24 protein-coding genes are annotated in these 19,640 nt (G+C 65.2%); 6 read left to right on the forward strand and 18 right to left on the reverse strand.

The window, feature by feature from the left end; translation table 11 throughout:
• From WMK75_RS14905 to WMK75_RS14915, 3 genes are all read right to left on the reverse strand, one after another.
• Positions 1–389, reverse strand: a 389-nt coding sequence (locus WMK75_RS14905) for a hypothetical protein (RefSeq protein ID WP_347268414.1), incomplete at its 3' end; no start/stop codon positions are given.
• 81 nt (positions 390–470) lie between these two features.
• Positions 471–1,370: a DUF1186 domain-containing protein gene (locus tag WMK75_RS14910; protein ID WP_081972847.1), complete on the reverse strand. Its 900-nt coding sequence runs from the start codon at positions 1,368–1,370 to the stop codon at positions 471–473.
• Positions 1,371–1,448: 78 nt separating this feature from the next.
• Positions 1,449–2,393, reverse strand: a complete 945-nt coding sequence (locus tag WMK75_RS14915; protein ID WP_347268415.1) for a phage tail tube protein — start codon at positions 2,391–2,393, stop codon at positions 1,449–1,451.
• Positions 2,394–2,595: 202 nt separating this feature from the next.
• Here WMK75_RS14915 and WMK75_RS14920 point away from each other — a divergent pair, with 202 nt between their 5' ends.
• Positions 2,596–2,886, forward strand: a complete 291-nt coding sequence (locus tag WMK75_RS14920; RefSeq protein WP_052174763.1) for a thermonuclease family protein — start codon at positions 2,596–2,598, stop codon at positions 2,884–2,886.
• A gap of 19 nt (positions 2,887–2,905) precedes the next feature.
• Here the strand turns inward: WMK75_RS14920 and WMK75_RS14925 are convergent, their stop codons facing one another.
• From WMK75_RS14925 to WMK75_RS14980, 12 genes are all read right to left on the reverse strand, one after another.
• A complete protein-coding gene (locus WMK75_RS14925; protein ID WP_347268416.1) occupies positions 2,906–3,328 on the reverse strand; it encodes an acyl-CoA transferase in 423 nt (140 codons plus the stop codon).
• A 288-nt stretch (positions 3,329–3,616) separates the two neighbouring features.
• The gene (locus WMK75_RS14930; RefSeq protein WP_156114317.1) at positions 3,617–3,817 is read right to left on the reverse strand and encodes a hypothetical protein; all 201 of its coding nucleotides are present in this window, start codon (positions 3,815–3,817) and stop codon (positions 3,617–3,619) included.
• Between the two features lie 125 nt (positions 3,818–3,942).
• Entirely contained in the window at positions 3,943–4,437 is a 495-nt protein-coding gene (locus tag WMK75_RS14935) for a hypothetical protein (RefSeq protein ID WP_347268417.1), read from the reverse strand.
• 293 nt (positions 4,438–4,730) lie between these two features.
• On the reverse strand, positions 4,731–5,351 hold the full coding sequence (locus WMK75_RS14940; RefSeq protein ID WP_347268418.1) for a DUF6441 family protein: 621 nt from the start codon (positions 5,349–5,351) through the stop codon (positions 4,731–4,733).
• A complete protein-coding gene (locus tag WMK75_RS14945) occupies positions 5,348–5,662 on the reverse strand; it encodes a hypothetical protein (protein WP_347268419.1) in 315 nt (104 codons plus the stop codon). Before WMK75_RS14945 ends, WMK75_RS14940 begins: the two co-directional genes overlap by 4 nt.
• Before the next feature lie 11 nt (positions 5,663–5,673).
• Positions 5,674–6,696 carry a major capsid protein gene (locus WMK75_RS14950; RefSeq protein ID WP_347268420.1) on the reverse strand — a complete coding sequence of 341 codons (1,023 nt, stop codon included), beginning with the start codon at positions 6,694–6,696 and terminating at the stop codon, positions 5,674–5,676.
• A gap of 45 nt (positions 6,697–6,741) precedes the next feature.
• On the reverse strand, positions 6,742–7,122 hold the full coding sequence (locus WMK75_RS14955) for a head decoration protein (protein WP_347268421.1): 381 nt from the start codon (positions 7,120–7,122) through the stop codon (positions 6,742–6,744).
• Positions 7,123–7,206: 84 nt separating this feature from the next.
• On the reverse strand, positions 7,207–8,532 hold the full coding sequence (locus WMK75_RS14960) for a S49 family peptidase (RefSeq protein ID WP_347268432.1): 1,326 nt from the start codon (positions 8,530–8,532) through the stop codon (positions 7,207–7,209).
• Complete coding sequence (locus WMK75_RS14965) at positions 8,532–10,037, reverse strand: phage portal protein (protein WP_347268422.1); 1,506 nt, start codon at positions 10,035–10,037, stop codon at positions 8,532–8,534. Before WMK75_RS14965 ends, WMK75_RS14960 begins: the two co-directional genes overlap by 1 nt.
• 2 nt (positions 10,038–10,039) lie before the next feature.
• Positions 10,040–10,255: a hypothetical protein gene (locus WMK75_RS14970; protein ID WP_347268423.1), complete on the reverse strand. Its 216-nt coding sequence runs from the start codon at positions 10,253–10,255 to the stop codon at positions 10,040–10,042.
• Positions 10,255–12,294, reverse strand: coding sequence for a phage terminase large subunit family protein (locus WMK75_RS14975; protein WP_347268424.1), 2,040 nt, complete (start codon positions 12,292–12,294; stop codon positions 10,255–10,257). Before WMK75_RS14975 ends, WMK75_RS14970 begins: the two co-directional genes overlap by 1 nt.
• A complete protein-coding gene (locus tag WMK75_RS14980; RefSeq protein ID WP_347268425.1) occupies positions 12,242–12,778 on the reverse strand; it encodes a hypothetical protein in 537 nt (178 codons plus the stop codon). Before WMK75_RS14980 ends, WMK75_RS14975 begins: the two co-directional genes overlap by 53 nt.
• Positions 12,779–12,906: 128 nt before the next feature.
• On the opposite strand from WMK75_RS14980, the gene WMK75_RS14985 reads away from it, so the two are divergent.
• From WMK75_RS14985 to WMK75_RS15005, 5 genes are all read left to right on the forward strand, one after another.
• Positions 12,907–13,128 (forward strand): hypothetical protein, encoded by a 222-nt coding sequence (locus tag WMK75_RS14985; protein ID WP_036700431.1) that lies wholly within the window; start codon positions 12,907–12,909, stop codon positions 13,126–13,128.
• A gap of 9 nt (positions 13,129–13,137) precedes the next feature.
• A complete protein-coding gene (locus WMK75_RS14990; RefSeq protein WP_036700386.1) occupies positions 13,138–13,365 on the forward strand; it encodes a hypothetical protein in 228 nt (75 codons plus the stop codon).
• Positions 13,355–13,579 carry a hypothetical protein gene (locus tag WMK75_RS14995; protein ID WP_347268426.1) on the forward strand — a complete coding sequence of 75 codons (225 nt, stop codon included), beginning with the start codon at positions 13,355–13,357 and terminating at the stop codon, positions 13,577–13,579. Before WMK75_RS14990 ends, WMK75_RS14995 begins: the two co-directional genes overlap by 11 nt.
• 9 nt (positions 13,580–13,588) lie before the next feature.
• Positions 13,589–14,155, forward strand: coding sequence for a DUF3489 domain-containing protein (locus WMK75_RS15000; protein ID WP_347268427.1), 567 nt, complete (start codon positions 13,589–13,591; stop codon positions 14,153–14,155).
• 128 nt (positions 14,156–14,283) lie between these two features.
• Positions 14,284–14,646, forward strand: coding sequence for a hypothetical protein (locus WMK75_RS15005; protein ID WP_347268428.1), 363 nt, complete (start codon positions 14,284–14,286; stop codon positions 14,644–14,646).
• Positions 14,647–14,661: 15 nt separating this feature from the next.
• On the opposite strand, the gene WMK75_RS15010 is transcribed toward WMK75_RS15005, so the two are convergent.
• The 3 genes from WMK75_RS15010 to WMK75_RS15020 form a co-directional block, all read right to left on the reverse strand.
• On the reverse strand, positions 14,662–15,990 hold the full coding sequence (locus tag WMK75_RS15010) for a site-specific DNA-methyltransferase (protein WP_347268429.1): 1,329 nt from the start codon (positions 15,988–15,990) through the stop codon (positions 14,662–14,664).
• Positions 15,987–17,249, reverse strand: a complete 1,263-nt coding sequence (locus WMK75_RS15015; protein WP_347268430.1) for a DNA methyltransferase — start codon at positions 17,247–17,249, stop codon at positions 15,987–15,989. Before WMK75_RS15015 ends, WMK75_RS15010 begins: the two co-directional genes overlap by 4 nt.
• A 470-nt stretch (positions 17,250–17,719) precedes the next feature.
• Positions 17,720–19,640, reverse strand: a 1,921-nt coding sequence (locus WMK75_RS15020) for a 3'-5' exonuclease (RefSeq protein WP_347268431.1), incomplete at its 5' end; no start/stop codon positions are given.

A 19,640-nucleotide genomic window follows, 5' to 3' on the forward strand; every position in this document is an offset into this window, starting at 1 on the left:
TCGCTCGCCCCCGCCGAAATGCCATTCGGCGAGGGCGCGGAGCCGTTTTTTTCCGCATCCAGCACCAGATAGGGGCCGAGAACCTTCTCCTGAAACGCCTCGAACACCGGCCAGATGTTCAAGAGCGCGTCGATGCCTTCGGGCGTGACCGGCAGGGGGTTGCCATCGTCATCGCCGACACCTGTCCAATCGACCACGATGCGCCGGGCCACGGCCTGCGCCATGGTCACGGCCAGCATCTCCCTGGGCGAGTCGTCGTCGAGATCATTGAGCGCCGCATCCGCGCGGGCAGCCGCCATGATTGTGGTGGTCACAGGCCAGACCACAAGGCGCAGCCCCGGCAGCAGATCGACCCAGCGCGCGTCGGTGGTCATGTTCAGGCGGATCATGCGTGGTTCTCCAAATGAAAAGGCGACGTGCCGGAGCACGCCGCCTGAAGGTTGATCGGCGAAAGTGATGGACGTGTCAGATTATTGCAGGCAGCATTTCTTGAACTTCTTGCCGCTGCCGCAAGGGCAGGGATCATTGCGGCCGGTCTTTCCGGCCATGATGTCATCAAACGGGTCTTCTCTGTCGGGCTTCAGGTTCGAGGTTATGGCCAGACGCTCGTCGGCCATCTTCTTGAGATATTCCGGTGAAAAGCAATACCAGGTCGCCAGTTCGGCAATCGTGTCCTCGACCGGGTTGTTGCTGCGCTGGCCGGTGAACCAGGCGGGGTGCCCGGCCGCCACGGTTGCCTGCAGCCGTTTGGCAAAATCCTCGAATCCACTATGATTCGGGGGAATCAGGCCACGGTCAAACACTGCGCGCACTGCGGTTTCCATGTCTGAAAGACCAAGGGCGGCGATGCATTCCGTCCATGCCCACCAGACATTCTCGTCTGTGGCGGTGCTGCCCCGGTCGAAGAACTCGGTCAGGAAGGTCGTGATCTGTGGAAGGAGGGTCGGGTCTTGCAGGGCGAGAATGGCCAATGTGTCGAACATCTCGCCGCGCAGGAAGGTCTCGGCCGCATCATCGAGAAGGATGTCGAACAGCGGCTGCAGGTCGCCGTCGAACACGCCGGCCATGACGCGGGCCGAGTCTTCGGTGATCGTATCCCCCAGCACTTCCTCCAGGAACGCCGGATCGCTTCGGAGCATCTGGGCCAGTGGGCGATAGGCGCGGGTTTCGCGCCATTCCGCCAGCAGGAAGAAGATGAATATGAAGGCATTCATGCCTCTCAGATCGTCGGGATGCACGGCTTGCAGCCGCTTGATATAGTCAAGAAAGACAGGGACCATGGCCTCGCGAGATTGCCCCGCCGCTTCCAGCGCCTCGCGTGGCAATGGCCCTCGGTGTTCCAATGCGGCCATGATGTCGGCAGGTGTCATCGCGGGGACCTTCTTCTTTGGCAATCGGGCTGCATCATAGGGCAATTCCCTCCCGGTCTCCAAGGAGCGGATCAAGGTTCAATATTCCTCGATGTCGTTGACAAGGGTGATGGTCGCCATGCGCTCCGGGCTGGACCCGCGCGCGGCCTGCCAGTCGAAGCTGGCCTGAATGCCCTGCGGCCCGCTGATCTCGATGCGGGGACGGGGCAGATAGACGGCATGGGCGGTGACGGTCAGGCTTTCGCCGCTGGTCAGGGTGTATGCGAATTCCAGTTCGCACGGCCCGCCGGCGATGGCCTGGTTCATCAGCACCATATCGGCAAAGCGCAGCTCGATCCGGCCGGTCAGCGTGGCGATGGAGGGATCCGCGCCGTCGATCATGCCGTCGGCACGGATGGTCTCGATCCGGTCGAGATTGTTGGCATAGGTGATCTGGGCCGAGATCACATTGCCCAGCGCTGTCCCGTTACGGGTGATGGCGCCGTTGAAATGCCCGAAGCGGATCAGGTCCAGATCAGCCGGCGTGCCGGCCTGCGAGGTGGCGGCCACGGTCTCACACTGCGCCACAAGCTGGGCGCTGGCGGTCAGCAACCCGGACCGCTGCATGGTCCAGCTGAGCTGGTTGACCATGACGCCCGAGTACATAGCGAAACGCGGCACCTCGGGCATGCCGGCCTCGATCGACATGCTGGGCAGCGCCCAACTCCCCGAGCGGAATTCATGCGTGTACGGCCCCGGCGCGGTGCCTGTGGTGGTCGGGTCGCCGAACGCGGCCTTGAGCCAGAACCCGAAGGCTTCGGCATCAATCGGGATGGTCAGATCGCCATCGGCGGTGATCGCATCCTTGACCGGAGCCAGCGGATCGCGGCCATAGCCCAGCAGTTCCGAACTCAGCAGCGGCTGCTCGGCGCTGAGCGTCGAGGACGCGAAGGGCAGGCGGGTGTAGCCGCTGGCCGGGGCAGTGCCGTAGACCGTTTCGAACGCAGCCGCGAGTTGCGACCGCGCGCCTTGTGCGCGTGCCATGGGGGGATTCCTTCTCCTTAACTGATTTCCGCTAAGAGGCTTGATCTCGGGCTCTGCCCGAGGGCATTCCCGGCGCATGAAGCCATCTTTATTTCTTCGGGTTGCCGCCCTTGCCGTCATCCTGTCCGGCTGTGCGCCGCCACCGCCGCAACAGGCCGATGTCCCGCAGGGCTCGGCAGCGTTTGCCGGTACCGTCAGCAGGGTGATCGACGGCGATACCTTCGCGCTTCAGGGCGAGAGCCGCCGCATCCGGGTCTGGGGCCTGGACGCGCCGGAATGGAACCGGCCGGGTGGGTCTGACGCCACCGCGGCGATGCGGCAGCTGGTTTCGGGCAGGAGACTGCACTGCAACCAGCGTGATATCGACCGCTACGACCGCATCGCCGCCCAATGCTTTCTGCCGGATGGACGCGACATCGCCGCCGTGATGATCTGGGCGGGAGTTGCCACGGAGTACTGCCGCTACTCGCGGGGCTATTACGGCACCTGCTGAGACGAGTGGCGGGTTCCCGTCAGGCCAGCGGCCCGGTTGTGGTGTAGTGCAAGACGACGATGATCACCGCCGCTTTCAGCGTCGCGGCGCCTTCAACGGGCAGATCGACCGACGCCGGGGCTTCCGGCTCGACCCAGTCGCAGAGTCCGCCCAGTGTCCGGTCAGTCACCAGCGCCGCGCCGATAGCGGCGATCAGGTTGTCAAAGGCACCGGCCCGGCCGTTGCCCGCCTGAACAACGACCTCCAACTCGGCGCGGTGCTGGTAGTGATAGCGCAATGGCGAGAGCGTTACCTCCGGCTCGCCCGGCTGGCCGTCGCGCAGGATGATCAGCCCGGCCGCCGGGATCCGCTCGGGTAGCACCTCATCGCGCAGGGTGAGGGTGGCAAGCGGCTGCAGCCGCGCGTGCAGCGCGTAGAGGATGGCTTCGCGGGTGGTGGGCACTTTATCTGATCCAACGCTGAGGGCTCCGTCGACGGATAATTGGAGGCTTTTTCTGCTCTTCGGTTACAGTGCAAAAAGGAACGTGAACCCTGCCGTTGCCGTATTCGGGTACGGTGAAAGGTTGTGGCTCGACGGTATCCCTCACATTCAAGAAATGTCAGGCGTCCTAATCGCAATCATCCTGATACAGGAGGAGGGTAATGAACGCCATACTGTCCCGAACGTCAAAACACCAAAACCCTGCCTGCATCGTCAGTGCCTCTCTCGTAAATAAAACCTTCGGGTCGCTCAGGTTTGCTGGAAAAGTTTCTGGGGTTCGCTTTCCGTCCCGCTTTCTGGCGGGCTGAAATTGAACCTGAAATTCCCGTCGTCACTTACCATTGTATGGCGCATACGTACGGTGTCCCACTGGTTCTGCAGTTCTTCGCCGTAACCAGAGGGCAGCTCATCCACTACGAATGCGAGGAAGGCAAATTCCTTCGCGGTCACGTTAGGCTTAGCCTTGTAGCATCCAGACTGAACTCTGCCGTCAAGTACATAGCAGTAAGCAAAGTCTTCCGGGCTGCATGTAACTGCTCCCCCTGGAGGGCTGGGACAATCGCACCTGCTAGACATCAGTCCATTTCCTTTCCAGAAATCCGGTATCCACCCGGCGTCTCGGTTACTTCAATGCGAATCGGCTTCCTCCCATTGAGCAGGGAGCCAAGCCCGCTTATTGCGTCCTCCTTCGATCGCCAATCGTAATGTCCCGATTTGAGAGGCGCGTTTAGCAAGTGTTCTGGGATATCGAGTGCTGTCACAACCATGCCTCGTGGAATTGTTATGCAGTCGATGCCCGACTTCAAATCTGATCCTTGAGGAATATTAACATTGGTGTGGCCTTCAGTAGGAAGTGGTTCACTTTTCGTGGCCGTGACTTGAATCAAATAAAACATTCTCATCGAGGCAATGCAGATGATGAAGCCGCCAGCCGCGACGAGCCACGGCGAAACCGATGGCCCCTTTTGGGGTGGCACCACATTGGCAAGGGTCGCGATCTTCACTAAAATCCAAGTGCCTATCGCCTCAATGACAGGCGCCCACCAAGGCGCACCAATAAAAGCCAGCAAGCCCGCTCCGAACGTATAGGCGTAGAACCGCCCCGGGCCTCCGCGCCACGCCTTTACAAGCGCAAGTAGGAAAACCCGATTATTCTGGTAGTCTTCTTTGCCCCTGATCACTTGACCTACAAATCGGAGTTCCGTTGCACCTCTTGTCAGGTTAGCACAGTTTGACAGCCTGTTGGGAGCCAGAAGTGTGGGAGCCAGAAGCGATAATGGGTCCTGAACTCAGGAGGATCCTCGTCCTCGGCACCGGTCAGCATGTTATATTACATAGGCGCCGCCTCTCTTCTACGAGTCCTTCAGGCGTTTACCCACCCTGCCACGATCCGCCCCGGCACGCTGTCGACCGCTCGTTCCGCATCGCGCGACAGATCCAGCCGCTTGCACAGCCTGACCTGCGGCACCAGCAGGAAGATCGGCACGGTCGTCAGCCCGCGTCCGGTCCTCGAGCGCGAGGCGGTGGCGCGGCCTTTGCTGTTCAACCGCCCCTCGGCCACCAGCAGGCTCGGGCCCTGGCGGCGATAGACGAAGCGCAGGCGCAACCCGGTGCGGCGTTCCCATTCCAGCGGCGTGATGCGGCCGCCGCGCAGGGATTTTCCAGCGGCGAGCGTGGGGATCGCCAGCCAGAAGCCATCGCGCGAGCGGATCAGCGGTCCCGTGTCATGTGCGCCGATGATCGCCGGAGCCTTCGACCAGACCAGCGCGGCGGCGTTCAGGCTGTTGTTGCCGGCAGGATAGTTCTGCGAGCGAATGGTGCGGGCAAGCCGCGCCCCAAGACCTGCGCCGGTGATCTGGCCGCGCCATGCTGTCTTGAGGCCGGTGCCGGCATCCCTGATTGCGGTTGACACGGCCTTTTCGCCGGCGGCGATCTCCGCCTGCATCAGCTTGGCGATATCCGTGACGGACAGGCTGATTTTCATGCCGGCCTCAGGTCCAGCGTCCAGATCAGCCGCTCGCGGTCGCGCAGGGGTTCCCCTTGGATAACATGGCTGTCCGCGCCGATGACGATCAGATCGCCGGGGCGCGGGGCCGGCAGATCGGCCACGCGGACGTCCACCATGGTGGTATCACTGACAAAGCGCCCGGCGCCAAAGTCGGTGACGCGGTCCGGGGCGCGGGTGATGATGCGGATGGTTCGCTCCTCCGACGTGCTGGCGGAGATCCAGAGGGCCGGCACCGCCATGACGGCATGGCTGAAGATGCGGTCCATGGCGTTGGCGAAGGCGGACACCGGCGAACCCGTCAGTTTGAGCTGTGGATCCGGATCGCCAGCCGCGGCCGCTTGTTGACCGGCAGGATCGAGGCCTCGGTCATCAGGTCGATCCAGCGGCCCTTGTCGTCGAGATGCTGGCGCGCATAGAGCGGCAGGCCGATGGTATTGGCGGTTTCCAGGAGGTTGGCCGGGCCACCATAGGTGGTGAAGGTGTCCATGGTGCCCAAGGGGAAGGCGATGCCTTCGCCTGCGGGCACCAGCCGTTCGCTCGCCCTGGTGGAAAGCGTGACCGCGCCGGAATATTCCTCGAAGAGGATGCCGGCAAAGGGGAAGTTGCGGCGCATGTCCTCGCGCAAGGGCTGGGCGCCGGTCGCGGCATAGAATTTATACGCCTCCTCGACCTTGGCATGGCCGATCAGCTTGTCGAAAAACTCGCGGCTGACCAGGGCATGCACGCTGGTCATCGCCTCGCCCAGCAGGTTGTCCTCGATGGCGCGGAGCACCTCACGGACCTTTCCCTGAACATTGGTGCCGGCGGTGCCGAGCAGGAAATCGACCGAGATCTGCGCCAGCCCGAATTCGGTGAAGTAATTGTAGAGGGTGGTGCCCGCGCCATCCTTCACGATGCCGCGCAGCGCGTTCATCTCCATGTATTCGCGGGTCTGAGCATGCTTGCGCCGCATCAGCATCAGCTTGCGGTTCATCACCTCGACGAGGGGATCGGCCGCATCCGAGACCCCGAGCGCCGGAACTCCCTGGATATCGGCGGGCAGGATCACATCATCATGCGGGATCCATGGCAGGGCGAAGCTGCGCATGGACCGGCCCTCGCGGGTGCCGACGGTGGCGGGACCACCCAGTGGGACCGAGGGCAGCAGGCTCAGGACACCCTCATATTGCTCGATGATCACCGAGCGCTGGCTGACGCCTTCGAAGCGGAAGAGGCCGAGCTGGCCAAGGCGGGTGTAGAGGTTGGGCAGGATGTTGATGGCCTGCGTCATCTCGGCCAGCGAATAGCCGCCGGCATCGAAAGGATTGCGGGTGATGGTCATGGGATGGCTCCGGGGATGTATGGAAAGAGGTGCCGAGGTCGCGCGTCAGGCGCCGTCACGGGTGACGATGCCGACGGCGGTCAGTTCGGCGATCTTGGCTGCGGCCTTGGTGGCGTCGTCGACGCTGGCGTCGAAGACGAGGCCTGCGCGCGAAACGATGGCGGGACCCCGGGCCAGCACGATGCCGGTGGCGTCGGCGGCTGCGGCATCGACGGCGTAAAGCAGCACCGCAGCGGCAGTCTCCGCCCCGTCCGAGCCGCTGGCGGGTGAGATTGTGTATTTGCCGCTGGCGGTGATCTGCCCCAGCACCGCGCCGACCGGATAGGCCGTGCCCGAGAGCAGCGTCACCACTTCGCGGCTGTAGTTCGGGTTCAATTCGTATTTGAGGACATCGCCCATTGATGGCGGTTGCGTCAGGACGGGCATGGTTCGGTCTCCGGATTTTTGGGTTGGGCGCGCGCGGGTGCAGGCGCAGGGGCGGTATTTGCAGCGCTAGGGGAAGGCCTCGGATCAGCGCGAGGCCGCTGATTTCCTTGCCGCCGCCACGATGGGACTTTCCGTCGCCCCGGTGGCCGGGGCGCTGGCGATGATGCCGGCTGCGTCGCTGCGGGCGGCCAGATCGGCCAGCACCTTCGCCCGCAGCGCCTCTGGCTTCAGCCCGCGCGCCACGGCATCGGCGGCGTCGATGCTCACGCCGAGCCGCGCCGCCTGCGCGCAGACCTGTGCGACCTCGGCCGCTTCGGCGCGGATTGCCTCGGGGGACAGGTCCGCCGCTTCCGCTTGCGGCGCCGCGAGTGCCGGGGGCGAGGCCGGTTCCGGCGCGGAGGCGGCGGAAACTGCCGGAGCGGTCTGCGGATCTTCATCGGGATTGGTGGTCATCAGAGGACCCTTTCCTTTTGGGGTGATGTGGCGATGCGTCGGGGCTTTGCCGCTTGGCGTTGCGGCGAAGGCGCGGAAGGCGGTGACGGGATCGGCCACCTCGTCGGCAAGACCGGCGAAGACGGCCGCCTCGCCGCGGAACACCGCCGCCTCGGTGCCGAGCGCGCGGAGCGTGTCGAGGCGGGTGCCGCGCCCTTCGGCGACGGTCTCGGCGAAGATCTGGCGCAGGTCCTCGAGCTCGCCCGCGATCCGGGTGCGGACGGCCTCTGGCAGCGGCTGATACGGATTGGCATCGACCTTGCGGGCCCCTGCGTGGATCAGCGTGACCGCGATGCCCTTCTGGTCCAGCGCCGCGCTCATGTCGCTGTGCATGGCCAGGACGCCGATGCTGCCGACTGCGCCGGTGCGGGGCAGGATGATCCGGTCGGCCTGAGAGGCCAGCGCATAACCGGCCGAGAGGGCGTGATCGGCGACGAAGGCCTGCACGGGCTTGACATGACGCGCGGCCCGGATGCGATCCGCCAGATCGAAGGCCCCGGCCACCTCGCCGCCGAAACTGTCTATGTCGAGGGCAATGCCGCGAATGCCGGGATCCGCCAGCGCAGCCGAAAGCTGTGCGGCGATGCCCTCGTAGGAGGTCAGGCCGGAGGACTGCCCGATCCAGGCGCCGCGGTGGACCAGCGTGCCGGCGATCTCGATCACGGCGATCCCGTCGACGACAGCGAAGGGCTGGCTGTCGCCCTGCACCTGGCGGCGGGTGAGATCGTCACCGAAGAGCGAGGACCGGGCGGGCAGGGTGGCGGTGGCCTGATCCTCGGGATCCACAGCCATTCCCTCGACGCTGATCTCCCGCCCGGTAATCCGCGGGCCAAGGCCGGTCAGGAAGGCCAGCGCCTTGGCGGGATCGACCATCAGGGGCGTGTTGAAGACGCGCTGCGCGATCTGGGTGTGGTGCATCATGCGTCCTCCGCGGGCCGGTGTTCCCGGTCCTCGCCCTCGTCCTTCTCGTGCTGGTCCTCTTTGTCAGGGTCCGTTTCGCTGCCCTGATCCTCGCCGCCGCCACCCGCCGCCTGTGCAGGTGATCCCGGCCGCCGGAAGTCCAGGCCCAGTTCTGCCTCGCGCTGGCGTTCTGCGGCGATTTCGCGGTCGACCTGTTCGGCATCAAAGCCGCGTTCGGCGATGGCCTGCGTGCGGGACTTCAGGCCCGCCTCGATCTGCAGGATTTCCGCCGAGGCATCCTTGGCCGGGTCGATCCAGTCCCATTTGGTCGGCAGCCAGTCGCAGGCGAGGTAGTGGCGCCGGTCGGTGGCATAGCCCGGCAGATCGATGGCGCCCGCCAGCACCGCCATGTCCATCCAGCGCGTCCAGACCGCCCGGCAGAGTTGGTAGACCATCACCGAATGCTGGAAGGCCGAGATGCGGCGGCGGAAGTCCACCAGCGCGATCCGGGTGTTCGAGAAGTTCCCCTTCGCGGTGTCACCGGTCAGATAGCCATAGGGGACGCCCAGCGCGGCGCCGATCTGCAACAGCGTGCGGTACTGGAAGGGTTCGTAAGTGCTGCCCGAGTCCGGGGTGGATGGCGTGGTGACATCCTCTCCGGGATCCAGCCGCACCACCTGGCCCGGTTCCACTTCCAGATCGTCCTCGGCCGGGTCGAGGGCGGTTTCCGGGGCGGGCGAGGTGATGAACATGGCAAACATCGCCGCGGTCTTCTTCCGCTCCAGTTCCGCGTCGTCGTAGAGGTCGAGGGTGAAGAGCTTCACGACGGCCGCGGCGAAGCGCGACACGCCGCGCAGCTGCCCCGCCTCGACCGGGTCGAGGATGTGGATGACCTCGGATGCGCGCACGCGCACCGTCTCTCCCGCCAGCCCCGGATCGGTCATGTCCCCCGGATGGCGGCGCAGGAAGTGGTAGGCCACACGGCGGCCGATGCCATCGAACTCGATGCCCGCGCGGATCGACCCCGTGCCGGGAAGGGGATGGTTCATGTCGAGCGGCAGCATCTCCGAGGGCAGCATCTGCAGCTGCACCGGCACGGTCAGCCCGTCTTCGGCACGCCGCGTCCGGATGCGCAGAAAGACCTCGCCCGCGAGGAACACCTCGCGCGCCGCCCGCCGCTGCAGGCCGAAGAAGTCGGTCAGTCCCTCGGCATCGGCCTCGTCCGTCCAGGCGAGCCAGAGTTTTTGAAGCTCCTCCTTCTTTGCGGCATCGGCGATTTTCGACGAAGGCTTGATGCCGTCGCCGACGACATGGTTTGCGAAGGCGTCGACGGCATTCGCGGCATAGCCGTTGTTCCGCACCAGCCAGCGCGCCCGGGCGGTGATGGTTTCGCCCGAGGCGGCGATCAGCGTGTTGACATGGGCGCGGCTGGCGCGAAAGCCGCGCATGCGGCGTTGCGACTGCGCGGCGTCAAACCCGCCAATGATGGACCCGAGCCGCGCGCGGAAGGCGTTGAGCACCATGGTCACAGACCCTTCGTCGCGACCGTGCCCCAGCGGCGACGCCGGACATGGGTGCCGCTGACAGCGGCGATGCGGGCCTCCAGATCGCGGATGGCCGTGGCCAGTTCGGCGTCCGAGCCATAACTCACGGTCTTGCCGTCGTAGCTGACGCTGCGCAGCCCGGCGTAGCGGGCTTCCTGCAGCGCCGTCAGAAGGGCCTGCATCCGGTCCGGTTCCATCAGTCCCTCATGAATTTGGGTGTATAGGCCCGCCGTTTCCGGCGTGGTGTGGTCAGGGTTCCGGCCTTGGGCTGGGCCGGGTCGGCTGGTGCGGCGTTGGTTGCGACAGCTGCCGGCATGCGAGTTTCCACGCCCGCCTGCGCCTCGAGCCGCCGCCAGGTGGCCTCGTCCCAGCGGTCCGCGCCGAGGATCCATGCCGCCGCGCGGGCGTAGACCCGGCAGTCCAGCGCCTCGTTGCGTTCCCGCATCTTCTGCCATTCCTGATGCGAATAGCCGCGCTTGTTGCGGATGGTGACCAGCTGCTCCGCCACCAGCTGCTTCAGCCATTCGCTGTCGATCCAACCGGGCAGGTGCACGGTGCCGGGGGCATCTAGCGCGCCCAGCGCCCGGTCTTCATCGCTCGGCCGTTCCAGCCGCAGGTAGCGATAGGTCTCGGCCTTGAAGCTGGCCGTGGCCACCGACCACAGCCGCGCGCCCCGGCGCAGACGTTTGCCGCCGATGGTGGCGTCGACGAAGGTCGGGCCCGAGACCGGCGTGGCGCGGTTGAAGCCTTCCAGCCCCTTCAGCGGCGCGACCTGCTCAACCCCGACCCTGCGCGACCAGCCATAGACCGCTGCCGCCTCATAGCCGGTGTCGATGCCGAGTTTTGCCACCGTCATGAAAGCGCCATTGGCATGTTGCCAGCTTCGGCCCAACAGCGCGGTCAGCTGATCCCAGCAGGTGGGATCATCCGGGCCGCCCGGAATGACGATGTGATCGACGAGCCAGCTTTCCAGCCCCCGGCCCCAGGCCCAGATGTCGATCTCGATGCGGTCCTTCTGCACATCGACGCCGGCGGTCAGGAACAACCCCGCCATGGGCACCGTGCCGGACTTCCATTCCTCGCGCCGATCCGCGAGCCGCTGCCATTCCGGCGCCTCGCCCGACTCGACCCATGTCTCGCCCAGCAGCGTGTTGCGCGCCGCGCGCAGCATCTCCTCGGAGCCCTGCGCCGCCAGCCAGTCCCGTGCGATGTCCGCCCAGCTTTTCCAGCCGAGCGGCGAATAGAGCGCCGACAGGTGGAAGCCGATGGCCTTCGGGTCGGCAGAGATTGCCGTCGCGCGCCATTCACCGCGCTCCAGCATCTGCGTCTTGTGATGCTCGGCGATGGGCCGTTCGCAGCCTTCGCAGTGATAGGCCGCCGTGTCAGGCTGCCCCTTCGCCCAGCGCAGCCGGTCGAACTGCAGCCATTGCATCGCGCCGCAATGCGGGCACGGGACGAAGTAGCGGCGCTGGTCCGATGCCTCGAACTCGCGCTCGATGCGCGATAACCCCCGGATCGTGGGCGTCGAGACCATGAACACCTTGCGCCGATGCGCGAAGGTGGTGGTGCGGGCCTCGGCCAGCGTGACCGGATCGCCCTCCTCGTCGGCCGAGGCCGGATAGGCGTCGACCTCGTCCATGAAGACGTAACGCGCCGGCATCGAGCGCAACCCTGTCGCGGAGTTCGCCCCGGTCAGAACCAGGATGCCGCCGGGAAACTCCTTGGACAGCATCGAGTTGCCGGCATCGCGCGACCGGGCCGGATTGACCCGTTCGCGCAGCGCCGGGCTTTCCGCGATCAGCGGGTCAAGGCGACCGCGCGAGGAGCGCTTGGCCATTTCCACGGTCGGCAGCACCGCCAGCATTGGCCCCGGCGCGTGGTGGATCACGAAGCCGATCCAGTTGTTGCCGGCCTCGGTGGCGCCGACCTGCGCCGCCTTCATGAAGCTGATCCGCTGCGCCGGGTGGCGGGGCGAGAGCGCATCCATGATGCCGCGCAGATAGGGGGTGCGCGCCGTCCGATACCGGCCCGGCTCGGCTGAGGCGCGTGACGACAGCCAGCGGTGCTGATCCGCCCATTCCGAAACGGTCAGGTCCGGATCGGGCCGCATGCCGCTGCGCCAGACCCGCAAGATGTCCTCGGCACCGTCGAAATCGAGGTCGAGGCCGTCTGTCAGGTCATCGCTATCCGAGGGAAACCCTGAGATCGGCGAGGGCGTCGAGTTGCGCTCTGACATGGGTTTCCAGCACCCTCTGCAGGATCGCGGCCTCGATAATCACCGGCTTGGCCGTTTGCTTTTCCACCTCCGCGGCCACTTCGGCCGCCATCAGTGCCGCCACGCGGGCCGGCCAGGTCACCCAGACGTCCCGTTCCTGCCGCGCCAGCCGGAACACCAGCGTCTCTGCGCGGGCGCGATCCACCAGCGTGCCCTTCTTCTTCTGGATCCCCAGCTGCTTTTCCTGCGCCTGGTAGACCGTCAGCGCGGTGCGGGCCTTCAGATAGGATGAACTGTCGGCCGGGCCGGAAAACCCGGTGTCGGCACCCGTGCTGCGCCGCTGCTGGTCCGGATCGGTCATCTCCGCCCGACGGGCGTCCGACGCCGCCGCATTGATCGAGCCATCGTCGTACACCACCAGACGACTGGCTCTGCGCGCCTTCTGGATCGCTCCGCGCGACAGACCGGAATGGGCGGCATATTCCCGTTCGCTCATGCCTTTCATGTCGTCGCCGAAAGTCTCAACTGATTGCAAATAAACGGAAATAATTCCTGATTTCGGTTGATTACACTCCGCGCAAGAGCGATTCCAATGGTACGGAAACGATGCACTTCAACCCCCGGAGCCTTTTCATGACCATGGCCATCACCACCATCCGCCTCGATTACGCCGCCCTGCCGGCGCGCTTCGATCCCGGCCGCAAGAACGCCATCGCCGAGGCGATCGAGGCGGAACTGCGCGGGCACGGCATCAAGGCCGACGCCTCGGACGTGATCTCGCATCTCAAGATCGAACTGCCGACCGCGCAGCTGGCCGGTGCCAGCGCCGTGCTGGCCGCTCTGCAGCTGATCTGAGGCCGGCCGATGAGCACCCGCCGCGCCACCGACAACTCCGCAGCCCTCGATGCCTTCCTTGCGAAGAAGATCGAGATCGACAGCATGTTGGCCCGGTTGCAGGCCCTCAGCGCCGATCATTTCAACGCCCATCCCGACGAGATCAACTGGGGCGATGTCGGCACATTGGAGCATTACGCCAGCCTGCTGCGCCGGATCACCGACGCTGCCTTCAAGGAGGGCGAACATGCCGCTTGACCCCGCCCGGCGCCACCAGATCGAACAGGACGCCATCACCGCCGCATGGGAGGCCGAGCGCCTCGCCGCCTGCGACGATGCCATCGCCCTGCTGCGCGAGGTCGCCGATCTGGAATGCGACGACGATGGCGACGTGATCCTCGGTGCCGATGCGGATGGGAACAACGACCTGCTGTCACGCATCGCCACCTTCCTTGCCCGCCCCGACCGATAGGACCCCGACATGGCGAAACTCACCGAAACCCAGACTATCATCCTGACCGCCGGAGCCCAGCGCCCGGACAACATCGCCCTGCCGCTGCCCAAGGGGCTGGCCGGTGCGGCGGCAAAGATGGCCGTCACGAGGATGATCGGCCACGGCTGGCTGCAGGAGGTCGATGCCAACCTCCGACGCGGCGAGCCGCTCTGGCGTGAGACTGGCGATGGCCACGGTACCACGCTGGTGGTCACCGACGCGGGCCTGCTGGCCATCGGGATCGAGCCGGTGGTGGTCGAGACCGTCGCCAGCGCGCGGAAGGCGAAGCCGAAACCGGAACCGGTGCAGATGCCCGACGACATCGCGAACCCCGTCGCTATCCGCGCTGGCACCAAGCAGGCGCAGATCATCGCCATGCTGCAGCGCCCCGAAGGGGCGACGGTCGCAGAAATGGCCGAGGCTACGGGATGGTTGGCCCATACCGTGCGAGGCTGCATCTCTGGCGCCCTGAAGAAAAAGCTGGGCCTGCCCATCACCGCCGAAAAGGTCGAAGGCAGGGGGACGGTTTATTGGCTTACCAACAAGCGTAACTGAAGCGGAAAGGTAAAGTCGGGTTGTTGTAGCTGGGCGCCGTGAGCGGCTAGGCTTTGATTTTTTGGAGACTGGCATCGGTGCAAAAGCTATCCCATCAACAAGCCGGAAGTCTTGGTGAACTGCTGGCCTTGGCCAAGCTGAACACGCTTAGCCTTGCTGCTTACATCAGTCCGGAAGGGGCCCCGGGGCATGATCTGATTGTGATCGTCAACGGTCAGCCGAAGTCCATCGAAGTTAAGACGCGGCAGTTTTATGAGCGACCGACCGAGATTACCCGTTGGCCTGTGGACCTTGGGACAAAGGGCGATGCCGACTATTTCCTGTTCGTCGAGCTTGACCTCAGAACAATCACACCGACTTTCTATCTATTGAGCAACGCGCAGGCGCGTGAAACCAATCGGATCAGTTCTGGTATGGGGAACTGTTATCCTGCGCATGTGCGGCGTCTGATTGCCCCGAATGATTTCTCTTCATTGCTGGCCACGACCTGAAATCCGAAGTCCTGCTCAGTTTACCAGCTTTTCCGCCTTCCTCCCCGTCGCCATCTCCCACCGTCGCACGGCCACATCGCAGTACACCGGGTCCAGCTCCACCGCACAGCATCGCCGCCCTGTGCGTTCTGCGGCGATCAGCTGGGTGCCGGAGCCGCAGAAGGGTTCGAACGCCAGGTCTCCTGGGGCGGTGAAGGTCTCCAGCACAGCCTCGACCAGCGCCACAGGGAAGACCGCCGGGTGCGATCCGGCCGCGCCCAAGCCCCCTTTGTGGCGCATGATGCGGAACACAGAGTCCGGGATGCGGTGGGTCTGGATCGCGTTGCCGGTGCCGGTCTTGCGATTGACCGTGCCGTCGGCCCCGCGCAACCCGCCCCCGCCGAGGGTTTCACCCGCGTGCTTGCTCTCGACCGTTTTGTTGGGCTTCCGCGGCTGGCGGTTGAAGTGGAAGATGAACTCGTGGGACGGAGCCAGCCGCCCGTTCCAGTCGCCCGGCAGGCCGGGCCCCTGGTCCCAGACATACCAGCCGAACCGCCGCCAGCCCTGCGCGCGCATCCAGTTTACCCAGCCTTCCCAATAGGGGATCCACTCGCCGTCGCGGTGGACGAGGCCGAGGTTCACCAGCAGCTGGGCATCGGCGGTGACGGGCGCCGCGGCGAAGACGCCCTGCATCAGCGCATCCCAATCGCCGACCTTCTCCTTCGCCGCGCCGTAGTCGCGCTGCTGGGCATAGGGCGGGGAGGTGAACATCAGCGAGGCCTGCGCCCCGTCCATCAGCTGCGCCACCACAGCCGGGTCGGTGGCATCGCCGCAGATCAGCCGGTGATGCCCGAGCCGCCAGATATCCCCCGGCCGGGTGATCGGCTCGGCCGGGGCCTCGGGGATCGCGTCGGCAGCATCATCGTCAATGGGCGCGCGGTCATCGGCATCGTGAAGCAGGGCGTCCAGTTCGTCCTCGGGGATCCCGATCAGCCCGAGGTCGAAATCCACGGCCATCAGCCCCCGCAGTTCCTCGAGCAGCAGCGCCTCGTCCCAGCCACCCAATTCGGTCAGCTTGTTGTCGGCGATGCGATAGGCCCGGCGCTGCGCCTCGGTCAGGTGGCCCAGCACGATCACCGGCACCTCGGCCAGCCCCAGTTGCGCGGCGGCCAGGACGCGGCCATGGCCCGCGATCAGCTCGCCATCACCGGCGACAAGGCAGGGCACGGTCCAGCCGAACTCGGCCATGCTGGCGGCGATCCTCGCGACCTGGTCGGCATCATGGGTCTTGGCGTTGCGGGCATAGGGTTTCAGCCGGGCGAGGGGCCAGTGTTCGATCCGGCCGGGCAGGAGGGGCGCGTTCATGCCGCGTGCCGCTTGGCCTTGAGGACGGCGAAAGTTTCGCCGTTTTCCACGAGCACCGCCTCCTGACCGGTGAAGGACTGCCAGCGCTCGATGGCGACATCGACATAGGCGGGGTTCAACTCGACCCCGAAGCAAACACGGCCGGTGGTTTCCGCCGCGATCAGAGTGGTGCCGGAGCCCATGAACGGCTCGTAGACCGCCTGACTGGGGCTCGAGTTGTTCAGGATCGGCCGCCGCATGCATTCGACCGGTTTCTGCGTGCCATGCACGGTCTCGGCGTCCTGATCCCGGTTGGCGATCTGCCACAGAGTGGTCTGCTTGCGGTCCCCGGCCCAATGGCCCTGGCCCTTGGCCCGCACCGCATACCAGCACGGCTCGTGCTGCCAGTGGTAATCGCCGCGGCTGAGCACCAGCCGATCCTTGGCCCAGATGATCTGTGACCGTACGGCGAAGCCTGCGGCCGTCAGGCTGTCCGCGACCGTCGCTGCATGCAGCGCGCCGTGCCAGACATAGGCCACGTCACCGGGGAACAGCGCCCATGCCTCGCGCCAGTCGGCGCGGTCGTCGTTCAGCACCTTGCCGGTGCGTTTCGTCTTTGCGGCCCCGGCCTGGTTGCGCCAGGAGGGATCGTACTCCACGCCATAGGGCGGGTCGGTGACCATCAGCAGGGGCCGCACATCTCCGAGCAGGCGCCCAACGACATCGGCCGCGGTGCTGTCACCGCAGATCAGCCGGTGCGCGCCCAACTGCCAAAGGTCGCCAGGCACCGACACCGGCGTGACCGGCAGGTCCGGAACATCGTCCTCGCCCTCGACCGGACCATCGCCGCCCAGCGCCTCCGGATCCCGCAGCAGCGCGTCGAGGTCATCATCGCTGATGCCGAGCAGCGTCAGGTCGAAATCCTCGGCCAGCAGCCCTGCGATTTCGTCACGGAGCAGGGTCTCGTCCCATTCGCCCAGTTCGGTCAGCTTGTTGTCGGCGATGCGGTACGCCCGGCGTTCGGCCTCGTCGAGATGGCCGAGCCGGATCACCGGCACCTCGGTCAACCCTAGCATGGTCGCGGCCAGCACCCGACCATGCCCGGCGATCAGCTCGCCGTCGTCGGCGACCATGCAGGGCACGGTCCAGCCGAACTTCGCCATGCTGGCCGCGATCTTGGCGACCTGATCGCTGCCGTGGATCTTGGCGTTGCGGGCATAGGGCCGCAGCCGGTCAATCGGCCAGGATTCGATTTGGCTCGGCGTGAACACCAGGTCCATGGGGTGGGTCTCGTCTGGGGCAGGGCGGACATGCCGACGCGCGCGACCCCGGAAGGCAGCGTCAGAATCGGGATCCACGATGTGGTGGAAAACGTAAGCGCCCGCGAGGAGTATCCTCCGGGCGCAATTCTTCGATGCTCAAGGGGTAGGTCAAGGAGGGCAGCTTGTCAAATAGAAAATACACGCGGATTCAATGGCTTCACAGCGGGTGGCTTCCGCTGGCTGGCTTCCGGCGCGGTGGCTTCCACAAACTGGCCAAGGTGGCTTCCGCAAAAGAATCCAGCGCGCCAAGGTCGCGATTCCGCAAGTCTTTGATAATGAGTCGTTTTCCCAAAGGCCGCGCGGCAGGTGGCTTCCGCCTGGATTCCCCGGTGAGAATCCATGTCGCTAGCGAAATGCCGCGCTGCGCCCCCCCGCATACGTTCAGCGCCGGGGAGGAACCAGAGGAGGGGGGTATTCGACCGCCTCGATCAGCTTCCCTTGAGAAAGTCGTCGACGAACTCGGATACCGGTGTGACGCCCGAGACCAGCAGATGATCCCTCGCCCTCGTGCAAGCGACGTAGAGCAAGTGCCTTTCAGTGTTGTAGACTTCCTCGAGGTCCGCGTCGTCGGCCACGGACTCGATACGTTCCGATCGCGGAATGACCTCGTCGTCGCAGGCCATGACCACCACCGAACGGAACTCCAGCCCCTTGGCAAAGTGCATCGTGCTGATGGCGACGGCGCCGTCCTCCACTTCGACCTTTTCGCTCAGTTCGACCGAACGAACGCCTGCGGCTTTCGCGGCAGCACGCGCACGTTTCAGTTCCGCGTCAGACCTGACGAAAATACCAACCTCGCGCGGTGCGCAGCCCTCCTTCAGTCGATCCGTGATCCATCCTGCAACCGCTCGGTACTCGTGATCTGCGTCACTGCAGGCCAAGACCATCGGCGGAGGTCCGTCGAACATCGACACCGTGCCGCGCCGCCCTTCTGTATTGCCGTCCACGTCAGAAACGGTTGACGGCAGAAGCCGATCGGCATGTGTGCGGATCTGATGTGACGTGCGGTAGTTGATGCGCAAGGTGAACGAGCGGCCGCGGACATCAAGGCCCAGCGCCTTCCAGGAGAACGGCTGCTGAAAGATGCGCTGGCCGAGATCACCGGCGAAGAAGAGTCCATCGCTGCGCCCCGCAGCCAAGGCGGCGAAGAACCGCGCCTCGGCCACCCCAAGATCCTGCGCCTCGTCGATCACGGCAAAATCGAAAGGCCGAGCGCCACCTTGGGTGAAACCATCCGCAAGACGGCCGAAGACGTCCGACCACGTCATGACGCCGCGCTCTCTCAGTCCCGCGCGGACGCGTTCAAAGATGGACCAAAGGGTCTCGCGCTGCTTGCCGCCGATCCGGGTCTTTCGCCCGAGGCGCGAGACGTCGCGGTAATCCTCCCACGACCGGAGCTGCCAAGCGTCCACGACGTCGTTCCACTCTCCGATCAGGAACTGGGTCGAGAACCGGTGCCCTTCGACATCGGCCGCTGCCTTTTCGATAAGCGACTTGACCAGCGAAGTAGGGGCGATCTGGGGCTGTCCGAAACGTTCGGCGTGAAGCTCATACCCAACGGCCGAGACCGCCTTGACGATGATCCGCGCCGAGATCGTGGGCTCGTTGCCCACGAGGCTGGCCAACTTGGCTCGGAGGGCATTCGCCAGCGGCTTCGAGAATGTCGTCAACAAGACCTTGGCAGAAGGATTGGCACGGGCAAGATGGACCGCACGATGCAGCGCCACGATGGTTTTCCCGGTCCCGGCCGAACCCGAAACCCGAGTCGGGCCGGAGAACGACCGCTCTACCAGATCGGCCTGGGCGGGGTGCAGGAACACCGCCCATTTGTCCCACGGGTAGTCCAGAGCCTGCTTCAGCTCTTCTGCATTGGTGAGCACGCGGAAACGGCGCAGAGCGTCGGGATGGGCAAAGGGATCAGCTTCGGCCGGCACAGGTTCGGGCGGCTGCGGTTTCTCGCCCACGGCAAGTTTCAGCAGCGCCTCCTGCGCTTCTTGCGGCAGATGCTCGATGATGTCGAACAGCGTGTCCTCGGTCGCAGCGCGGACATCGTTCACCCATTCCTCGGGCACACCAAAGGCCATCAGCTCGAACTTGCGCAGGTTGTCGAAGAGGAGGCCGGTGGGTTTGGTGATCGGCGCCGGAATGGCGGTCACGTCCCTCGGCTTGAAGATCTCGACCTCTTCGACCCGCTCGCGCACCTCGACCAGTTGCATCGCACCGGTGGTCGGGTGACGCTCGATCTTGCGCCGTTCGGCCCATTTATAGGCGTCGTCATGGTGATCGACATAGACCAGCAAGATGCTGGCGGGTGTCCGATGCACGATGATCCGGATGTCGGCATTCACC

The organism is Paracoccus sp. (in: a-proteobacteria) (genome assembly GCF_039808215.1).
In the GTDB taxonomy this organism is placed as follows: Bacteria; Pseudomonadota; Alphaproteobacteria; order Rhodobacterales; family Rhodobacteraceae; genus Paracoccus.